The organism is Arthrobacter sp. Y3223164, from assembly GCF_059091005.1.
This window is the reverse complement of the sequence record NZ_JBNHGF010000267.1, coordinates 1-3,964: the sequence shown is the minus strand read 5'-3', so window position 1 is coordinate 3,964 and position 3,964 is coordinate 1. Positions and strand designations below refer to the sequence as shown.

The 3,964-nt window shown below is 67.7% G+C and carries 6 protein-coding genes; all 6 read left to right on the top strand.

Going from position 1 to position 3,964, the window contains the following annotated elements; translation table 11 throughout:
• Positions 1-570: MnhB domain-containing protein (locus AC5RUJ_RS12325; protein ID WP_494155922.1), on the top strand; the 570-nt coding region annotated here is incomplete at its 5' end.
• Positions 567-1,040, top strand: coding sequence for a Na(+)/H(+) antiporter subunit C (locus AC5RUJ_RS12320; protein ID WP_493989594.1), 474 nt, complete (start codon positions 567-569; stop codon positions 1,038-1,040). The genes AC5RUJ_RS12325 and AC5RUJ_RS12320, both read left to right, overlap by 4 nt.
• Positions 1,037-2,659: a Na+/H+ antiporter subunit D gene (locus tag AC5RUJ_RS12315; protein WP_494000711.1), complete on the top strand. Its 1,623-nt coding sequence runs from the start codon at positions 1,037-1,039 to the stop codon at positions 2,657-2,659. The genes AC5RUJ_RS12320 and AC5RUJ_RS12315 overlap by 4 nt, the downstream gene beginning before the upstream one ends.
• The gene (locus AC5RUJ_RS12310) at positions 2,656-3,216 is read left to right on the top strand and encodes a Na+/H+ antiporter subunit E (protein ID WP_494000710.1); all 561 of its coding nucleotides are present in this window, start codon (positions 2,656-2,658) and stop codon (positions 3,214-3,216) included. Before AC5RUJ_RS12315 ends, AC5RUJ_RS12310 begins: the two co-directional genes overlap by 4 nt.
• Positions 3,213-3,497, top strand: a complete 285-nt coding sequence (locus tag AC5RUJ_RS12305; protein ID WP_494000709.1) for an MrpF/PhaF family protein — start codon at positions 3,213-3,215, stop codon at positions 3,495-3,497. The genes AC5RUJ_RS12310 and AC5RUJ_RS12305 overlap by 4 nt, the downstream gene beginning before the upstream one ends.
• A 49-nt stretch (positions 3,498-3,546) precedes the next feature.
• Positions 3,547-3,964 (top strand): monovalent cation/H(+) antiporter subunit G (gene mnhG / locus AC5RUJ_RS12300; protein WP_494155923.1); only part of this gene is annotated, 418 nt, incomplete at its 3' end.

The following is a 3,964-nucleotide window of genomic DNA, read 5'->3' as shown; positions in this document are numbered from 1 at the left end:
GCCCGCAAGTTCGCCGTCGTCCCGCGCGACGCCTGGCTGGTGGCCGGCCGCACCCTGGCGCCGGAACGCCGCTCCATCATCTTCGAGGTGATCACCCGCCTCCTGTTCCACTCGGTGATGATCTTCTCCGTCTACCTGCTGTTGACCGGCCACAACCTCCCCGGCGGCGGGTTCGCCGGCGGCCTGCTGGCCGGCATCGCGCTGACCGTCCGCTATCTGGCCGGCGGACGGATCGAACTGGCCGAAGCCACGCCCATCAGCGCCGGCCTGCTGCTGGGCCTGGGGCTTGGCGCCGCGGCGCTGACCGCCGTCGTCCCGCTCTTCCTGGGCGGCCAGGTCTTCCAGAGCGCGATCCTTGAATTCAGCCTCCCGGTCTTCGGCGACCACAAGTTCGTCACGTCGACGATCTTCGACATCGGGGTCTACCTGGTGGTGGTGGGCCTGGTGCTGGACGTGCTGCGCAGTTTCGGCGCCGAGATCGACGAACGCACGGAGGAACGGACCCACGGCCGCCGCAAGACCGCCGAACTGCAAGTGCCCGCAACGATCGAGGAGGAGGTGTCCCGGTGACCGTGAACCTGACGCTGCTGCTGGTGATGGGCGTGCTGTTCGCCGTGGGCGTCTACCTGATCCTCGAACGCAGCCTGACCCGGGTCATGCTCGGCCTCATGCTCATCACCAACGGCGCCAACCTGCTGCTGCTCAGCACCGGCGGCCCGGCGGGCCTTGCCCCCATTTTCGGCAGCGACATCCCCGCCGACGCCTACAGCGATCCGCTGCCACAGGCGTTGATCCTGACCTCCATCGTGATTTCCTTCGCCGTCACCGCTTTCATGCTGGCCATCATTTACCGCTCCTGGGTGCTGGGGCGGCAGGACGAGGTGCAGGACGACATCGAGGACCGCCGCGTGGCCAACCAGCCCACCTTCGACGCCGAGGACGACGCGGAAATCCCGGCCGAGACCACCGAGTTCGTCCCGCCCGACGAAGCCGAGGAAACGCCAGCCACCACCAGGTCACGGATGGAGAGAAAGCAGTGAACGCCGCCACCATCGCGCCGCTGGCAGTAGTCCTGCCGCTGTTGGGTGCTGCCCTGGCGTTCGTGCTGATCCGCCACCCCAACGCGCAGCGCAGGACCGGCGCCATCACGCTGACGGTGACGCTGGCACTGGAAGCCGTGATGCTGGCCTCGGCCTGGGCCAACGGCGCGCAGGCGGTGAACCTCGGCGGCTGGCTTCCCCCCTTTGGCATCACCCTGGTGGTGGACGAGCTGTCCGCCCTGATGCTGGTGGTCTCCTCGGCCGTTAGCCTGGCGGTGCTGCTGTACGCCTCCGGCCAGGGCATGACCGACGGCGACGAAGAAGGCCCGGTCTCGATCTTCCACCCGACCTACCTGATCCTGGTGGCGGGCGTTTCCAACGCGTTCCTGACCGGCGACCTCTTCAACCTGTACGTCGGCTTTGAAATGCTGCTCACGGCCAGTTACGTGCTGATGACGCTGGGTGGCACCAGCCCCCGGATCCGCGCCGGCGTGACGTACGTCGTTGTCAGCGTCATTTCCTCGGTGCTGTTTTTGGTCTCCATCGCGATGATCTACGCCGCCACCGGGACCATTAACATGGCCGACCTGGCGATCAAGCTCGGCCAGTTGGATCCGGCCACCCAGATGACGCTGCACCTGATGCTGCTGGTGGCCTTCGGCATCAAGGCGGCGGTATTCCCGTTGTCCTTCTGGCTCCCCGACTCCTATCCGACGGCGCCGGCGCCGGTTACCGCGGTGTTCGCCGGCCTGCTCACCAAGGTGGGCGTCTACGCCATGATCCGCACGGAGACACTGCTGTTCCCCGGCGACCGGCTGAACACGTTCCTGATGATCGTGGCGGTGCTGACCATGGTGGTGGGCATCCTCGGGGCCGTGGCCCAGATCGACATCAAGCGCATGCTCTCTTTCACCCTGGTCAGCCACATCGGCTACATGGTGTTTGGCCTGGCGATGTCCTCGGTGGTGGGGCTCGGCGCGGCGGTCTATTATGTGGCGCACCATATTACGGTGCAGACCAGCCTGTTCCTGGTGGCCGGGCTGATCGAACGACGCGGCGGAACCACGAACATGGACCGGCTGGGCGGCCTGGCCAAGCTGTCGCCGCTGCTGGCCATCCTGTTCTTCGTCCCGGCCATGAACCTGGCCGGCATCCCGCCGTTCTCCGGCTTCCTGGGCAAGATCGGCCTGGTGCAGGGCGGCGTGGAACTGGGCACCCCGGTCGCCTGGGTGCTCGTGGCGGGCAGCATGGTCACGTCGCTGCTGACCCTGCTGGCCATGGCACGGGTCTGGAACCGCGTGTTCTGGCGCCGCCCCGAAGACGCCGAGCACCCGGACCCGGTCCTGGTGGCTACCAAACCCGACGGGTCCGCACTGCGGACCACCCGCCACGTGGAAAACAAACCGCACGGGCGGTTCACCGGCCGCGGCGTCGTCCAGCTGCTGCCGCTGCCCATGGTCTGGCCGACGGTCGGGCTGGTGGCGATGGGCGTTGCCCTGACCGTGTTCGCCGGGCCCCTGTTCGAGCTCAGCGACCAGGCGGCGCGGGAGATGCTGCAGCGCACCCCGTACGTCGAGGCCGTCCTGGGTGAGGGCGCAATGCAGGAGGTGGGCCAATGAGGAAACCGCGCATCTCCATCTGGGTCGAGCTGCCGCTGCTGGCCTGGCTGGTCATCCTTTGGGGCTCCCTCTGGCAGGATTTCAGCCCGGGCAACCTGATCTTCGGCCTGCTGATCGCGCTGCTCATCGTGAACCTGTTCTACCTGCCGCCGGTCGAACTCAGCGGGCGCTTCAATCCGCTGGCCGCGGGAATTTTCGCCGCCACCTTCGTGTGGCAGGTCGCGGTCGCAAGCGTCGAAGTCCTGTGGCTGGCACTGACCCGCGGCCCGACGCTGCGCAACGCGGTGGTGGCGGTCCGGCTGCGAAGCCACTCGGATCTGCTGGTGACTGCCACCGGGCATGCCATTTCGCTGATCCCCGGCAGCTTTGTGGTGGACGTGGACCGCTCGACGTCCACGCTTTACCTGCACGTGATCGACGTTGACACCGAGGAGGCCGCCGAGCGTTTTCGCGCCCAGGTGCGGCGAATCGAGGCCGGCCTGATCCGGACGATGGGCACGAAGGAAGAACTGGCGATGGTCAAGGCCGAAGGTACCGGCAGGGGAGGTGCAGTGTGAACGGGGACGTCATTCCGGTCGCGCAAATCGTCGTGAGCGCAGTGCTGGCCGGGGCCGCTGTACTGTCGCTGATCCGGCTGGCCCGCGGGCCGTCGCTGCTGGACCGGCTGCTGGCCATAGACGTGCTGCTGGCGATCGTCTGCGCCGGACTCATCGTGGACATGGCCGCCGGCGGCCACATGAACAACCTGACGCTGGTCGTCGTCATTAGCGTTGTCGGCTTCATCGGCTCGGTCGCCGTGGCTCGTTTCGTGACGGACGGGCGGCCCCGTGAACACTGACTTGATACTCGACATCGCGACCGCCGTCTGCCTGATCGCCGGCGCGGGGATGTCCCTGGCCGCGGCCATCGGCCTGCTGCGGTTTCCCGATCTGCTCTCGCGGATGCATGCGGCCACGAAGCCCCAGGTCTTCGGCCTGCTGTTGCTGCTGACTGGACTGGGATTGCAGCTGCGCAGCTGGGTGGCGGTGCCCGTGCTCCTCATAGCCTGGCTGTTCCAGTTGCTGACCGTGCCGGTTTCCGCCCACATGGTGGGCCGGGCCGGCTACCGCACCAAACACCTGCGCAAGGAAATCCTCAGCGTGGACGACCTCGACGCGGTGGTGGAGGCGGCGGCACGGGAAGACGCCGCGGCGTCCTCAGATGACGCACCGCTGGCCGGTCCCGGTGCCGACGGCGGCAGCCGTGCTGCCGCCGGCGGGCAGGACGCCGGGAAGCCGGGGGAACGGCGCACCGCGGGGGCGGGGG

What these genes read in the sequence shown, in the direction of transcription:
- AC5RUJ_RS12310 (WP_494000710.1), top strand. Translation starts at nt 2,656, where the DNA reads ATGAGGAAACCGCGCATCTCCATCTGGGTCGAGCTGCCGCTGCTGGCC.